Genomic DNA, 5,068 nt, shown 5'->3' with positions numbered 1-5,068 from the left:
GCGTTCCGTTTACGGTTCGCGGGCAGACATTAGAAAACTAAACTAAGTGAGAATCCCGAGATTTTTTTTGAGAGTCGGGCTCTTTATGGAGTATGGTCGCAATATTATTGAAGATCCTACGATGAAGAGTTTGATCCTGGCTCAGGATGAACGCTAGCGGCAGGCCTAACACATGCAAGTCGAGGGGTATATTGTGCTTGCACAATAGAGACCGGCGCACGGGTGAGTAACGCGTATGCAATCTGCCCCCTACAGGGGAATAGCCCAGGGAAACTTGGATTAATGCCCCATGGCCCATATTGAAGGCATCGGATATATGGTAAAGATTTATCGGTAGGGGATGAGCATGCGTACCATTAGCTAGTTGGTATGGTAACGGCATACCAAGGCTACGATGGTTAGGGGCCCTGAGAGGGGGATCCCCCACACTGGTACTGAGACACGGACCAGACTCCTACGGGAGGCAGCAGTGAGGAATATTGGACAATGGGCGGGAGCCTGATCCAGCCATGCCGCGTGCAGGAAGACTGCCCTATGGGTTGTAAACTGCTTTTTTACGGGAAGAAACACCCCCACGTGTGGGGGCTTGACGGTACCGTACGAATAAGGACCGGCTAACTCCGTGCCAGCAGCCGCGGTAATACGGAGGGTCCGAGCGTTATCCGGAATCATTGGGTTTAAAGGGTCCGTAGGCGGGCGTCTAAGTCAGCGGTGAAAGTCTGCAGCTCAACTGTAGAACTGCCGTTGATACTGGTCGCCTTGAATTAGTGTGAAGTGGCTAGAATATGTGGTGTAGCGGTGAAATGCTTAGATATCACATAGAATACCGATTGCGAAGGCAGGTCACTAACACTATATTGACGCTGATGGACGAAAGCGTGGGGAGCGAACAGGATTAGATACCCTGGTAGTCCACGCCGTAAACGATGGATACTAGCTGTCCGGCGCACATTGGTGCGCTGGGTGGCCAAGCGAAAGTGATAAGTATCCCACCTGGGGAGTACGTTCGCAAGAATGAAACTCAAAGGAATTGACGGGGGCCCGCACAAGCGGTGGAGCATGTGGTTTAATTCGATGATACGCGAGGAACCTTACCAGGGCTTAAATGCAGTCGGACAGGGGCGGAAACGCCCCCTTCTTCGGACTGATTGCAAGGTGCTGCATGGTTGTCGTCAGCTCGTGCCGTGAGGTGTCAGGTTAAGTCCTATAACGAGCGCAACCCCTGTCGTTAGTTGCCAGCATGTAAAGATGGGAACTCTAACGAGACTGCCGGTGCAAACCGCGAGGAAGGTGGGGATGACGTCAAATCATCACGGCCCTTACGTCCTGGGCCACACACGTGCTACAATGGCAGGTACAATGGGCAGCCACGCCGCAAGGCGGAGCGAATCCACAAAACCTGTCTCAGTTCGGATCGGGGTCTGCAACTCGACCCCGTGAAGCTGGAATCGCTAGTAATCGGATATCAGCCATGATCCGGTGAATACGTTCCCGGGCCTTGTACACACCGCCCGTCAAGCCATGGAAGCCGGAAGCACCTGAAGTCCGTCACCGCGAGGAGCGGCCTAGGGTGAAGCTGGTAACTGGGGCTAAGTCGTAACAAGGTAGCCGTACCGGAAGGTGCGGCTGGAACACCTCCTTTCTAGAGAAAGACGACCGAAAATTCAACAAGAGAAGGCTCTTATATTGAAAAACGAGGGGTCTTGCTTGGTTTAGCTGTCAATTTTATAATACTATGGTCAACAGGTTAAGTCTCAGTACATCAAAACTGAATGCTGAACACTGAACATTGGGGCCAATTACAGAGTCCCATAGCTCAGCTGGTTAGAGCGCTACACTGATAATGTAGAGGTCGGCAGTTCGAGTCTGCCTGGGACTACAAGGGAAGCCCCCCAGCCCCCGAAGGGGGAGTAAAAGGGCTTACGTTCATAGATTGACATATTGAAGGAAATTTTAGAAGTTGGGTTTGTTGCGGGTCCAGATACTCATAACTCATAACTAATAACTCATAACTAAACAAATGGGGGATTAGCTCAGCTGGCTAGAGCGCCTGCCTTGCACGCAGGAGGTCATCGGTTCGACTCCGATATTCTCCACCACGGACAACAACCGTTGTTTTCATTAGCTGCCCGTTATCCGGGCCTGAAAACACGGGGATCCAGACAGTTCATTGACATATTGGAAACAAAGAATACGAGAAAAGTAATAATTAAAAAGATTGCGATTTTAAATAGAGCGGTTTACTGTTTTATTAAGGTCGTGTATCGAAATTTTGAATAACTCATTAAAAGAGCAAAAAGTACAATAAGCAAAACAAGGGCGTATGGGGAATGCCTAGGCTCTCAGAGGCGAAGAAGGACGTGATAAGCTGCGAAAAGCTGCGGGGATTGGCACATACAAGTTGATCCGCAGGTATCCGAATGGGGCAACCCACCGTATTGAAGATACGGTACCCGAAAGGGGGCAAACCCGGGGAACTGAAACATCTAAGTACCCGGAGGAAGAGAAAACAATAGTGATTCCGATAGTAGCGGCGAGCGAAATCGGATTAGCCCAAACCGTACAGTTCACGGACTGTGCGGGGTTGTAGGACCATGACATTTGGTGCTTTACGAATAAGAACACGTTGGAAAGCGTGGCCATAGACGGTGATAGCCCGGTATTAGTAAGGACAGTTACCGATAGTGGTATCCTGAGTAGTGCGGGGCACGTGAAACCCTGTATGAATCCGGCGGGACCATCCGCCAAGGCTAAATACTCCTGAGAGACCGATAGTGAACCAGTACCGTGAGGGAAAGGTGAAAAGAACCGTGAACAACGGAGTGAAACAGAACCTGAAACCATACGCCTACAAGCGGTCGGAGCCGATTTATTCGGTGACGGCGTGCCTTTTGCATAATGAGCCTACGAGTTACTGTTGCCAGCGAGGTTAAGGTCCTTAGGACCGGAGCCGCAGCGAAAGCGAGTCTGAATAGGGCGCCATAGTTGGTAGTAGTAGACGCGAAACCGTGTGATCTACCCTTGGGCAGGCTGAAGTTTGGGTAACACCAAATGGAGGGCCGAACCCGTTGACGTTGAAAAGTCTTGGGATGACCTGAGGGTAGGGGTGAAAGGCCAATCAAACTCGGAAATAGCTCGTACTCCCCGAAATGCATTTAGGTGCAGCGTCGGTATATAGTTTTATAGAGGTAGAGCTACTGATTGGATGCGGGGGCTTCACCGCCTACCAATTCCTGACAAACTCCGAATGCTATAAAATGATGACCGGCAGTGAGGGCATGGGTGCTAAGGTCCATGTCCGAGAGGGAAAGAACCCAGACCATCAGCTAAGGTCCCCAAATGTATGTTAAGTTGAAAAAACGAGGTTGGACTGCACAGACAGCTAGGATGTTGGCTTGGAAGCAGCCATTCATTTAAAGAGTGCGTAACAGCTCACTAGTCGAGCGGTCCGGCATGGATAATAATCGGGCATAAACATACTACCGAAGCTATGGATCCCGAAGTTAATTCGGGATGGTAGGGGAGCATTCTGTCTGCGTCGAAGGTGTACCGCGAGGTATGCTGGAGCGTACAGAAAAGAAAATGTAGGCATAAGTAACGATAATGCGGGCGAGAAACCCGCACTCCGAAAGACTAAGGTTTCCCCAGCTATGCTAATCAGCTGGGGGTTAGTCGGGGCCTAACGCGAACCCGAAAGGGGTAGTGGATGGACAACGGGTTAATATTCCCGTACCTGCCCGCGCCAAAAGCGACGGAGGCGTAAATTTGGTGCGCACTGACGGAATAGTGCGTTGAAGCCAGTGGCAACACGGCGATAGTACACTGAGGCTCCGGCCAAGGTGATAATCCAGAGTAGCGACTTCCAAGAAAAGCGAGCGAGGCAGCCCGTACCCTAAACCGACACAGGTGGTTGGGATGAGAATTCTAAGGAGCTCGAGAGATTCATGGCTAAGGAACTAGGCAAAATGGACGCGTAACTTCGGGAGAAGCGTCGCCCCCCTCCGGGGGGGCCGCAGTGAAAGAGTCCAGGCGACTGTTTATCAAAAACACAGGGCTCTGCAAAATCGAAAGATGAAGTATAGGGCCTGACACCTGCCCGGTGCTGGAAGGTTAAGAGGAGATGTCATCCTTCGGGAGAAGCATTGAATTGAAGCCCCAGTAAACGGCGGCCGTAACTATAACGGTCCTAAGGTAGCGAAATTCCTTGTCGGGTAAGTTCCGACCTGCACGAATGGTGTAACGATCTGGACACTGTCTCAGCCATGAGCTCGGTGAAATTGTAGTATCGGTGAAGATGCCGATTACCCGCTGTGGGACGAAAAGACCCCGTGCACCTTTACTATAGCTTAGTATTGGTTTTGGACAAGTAATGTGTAGGATAGGTGGGAGACTTTGAAGCGGCGTCGCCAGGCGTCGTGGAGTCATTGTTGAAATACCACCCTTTGCTTGTCTAGAGTCTAACCCTTTACAAAAGGGGACAGTGCTTGGTGGGTAGTTTGACTGGGGTGGTCGCCTCCAAAAGAGTAACGGAGGCTTCTAAAGGTTCCCTCAATACGGTTGGCAATCGTGTGTAGAGTGCAATGGCATAAGGGAGCTTGACTGAGAGACCTACAAGTCGATCAGGTACGAAAGTAGAGCATAGTGATCCGGTGGTTCCGCATGGAAGGGCCATCGCTCAAAGGATAAAAGGTACGCCGGGGATAACAGGCTGATCTCCCCCAAGAGCTCACATCGACGGGGGGGTTTGGCACCTCGATGTCGGCTCGTCACATCCTGGGGCTGGAGAAGGTCCCAAGGGTTGGGCTGTTCGCCCATTAAAGTGGCACGCGAGCTGGGTTCAGAACGTCGTGAGACAGTTCGGTCTCTATCTACAGTGGGCGCAAGAAATTTGAGTGGATCTGATCCTAGTACGAGAGGACCGGATTGGACCGACCGCTGGTGCACCAGTTGTCCCGCCAGGGGCACCGCTGGGTAGCTACGTCGGGAAGGGATAAGCGCTGAAAGCATATAAGCGCGAAACCCACCACAAGATGAGATTTCTTTAAAGGGCCGTGGGAGACTACCACGT

The 5,068-nt window shown here is 51.4% G+C and carries 2 tRNA genes and 2 rRNA genes; all 4 read left to right on the top strand.

The annotated features are described in order from the left end of the window. Positions 1–118 precede the first annotated feature (118 nt). Positions 119–1,642 (top strand): 16S ribosomal RNA (locus tag POV26_RS10590). A 163-nt stretch (positions 1,643–1,805) separates the two neighbouring features. Then, positions 1,806–1,879: transfer RNA gene (locus POV26_RS10585), tRNA-Ile, on the top strand. A gap of 143 nt (positions 1,880–2,022) precedes the next feature. Then, positions 2,023–2,099: transfer RNA gene (locus POV26_RS10580), tRNA-Ala, on the top strand. 204 nt (positions 2,100–2,303) lie between these two features. Continuing rightward, positions 2,304–5,068 (top strand): 23S ribosomal RNA (locus POV26_RS10575); the annotation flags it as partial.

This window comes from Aequorivita todarodis (assembly GCF_028561335.1).
GTDB classification, from domain to species: Bacteria; Bacteroidota; Bacteroidia; order Flavobacteriales; family Flavobacteriaceae; genus Aequorivita; species Aequorivita todarodis.
Note: the sequence above shows the minus strand (reverse complement) of the source record. Positions and strands in the feature narration are given on the sequence as shown.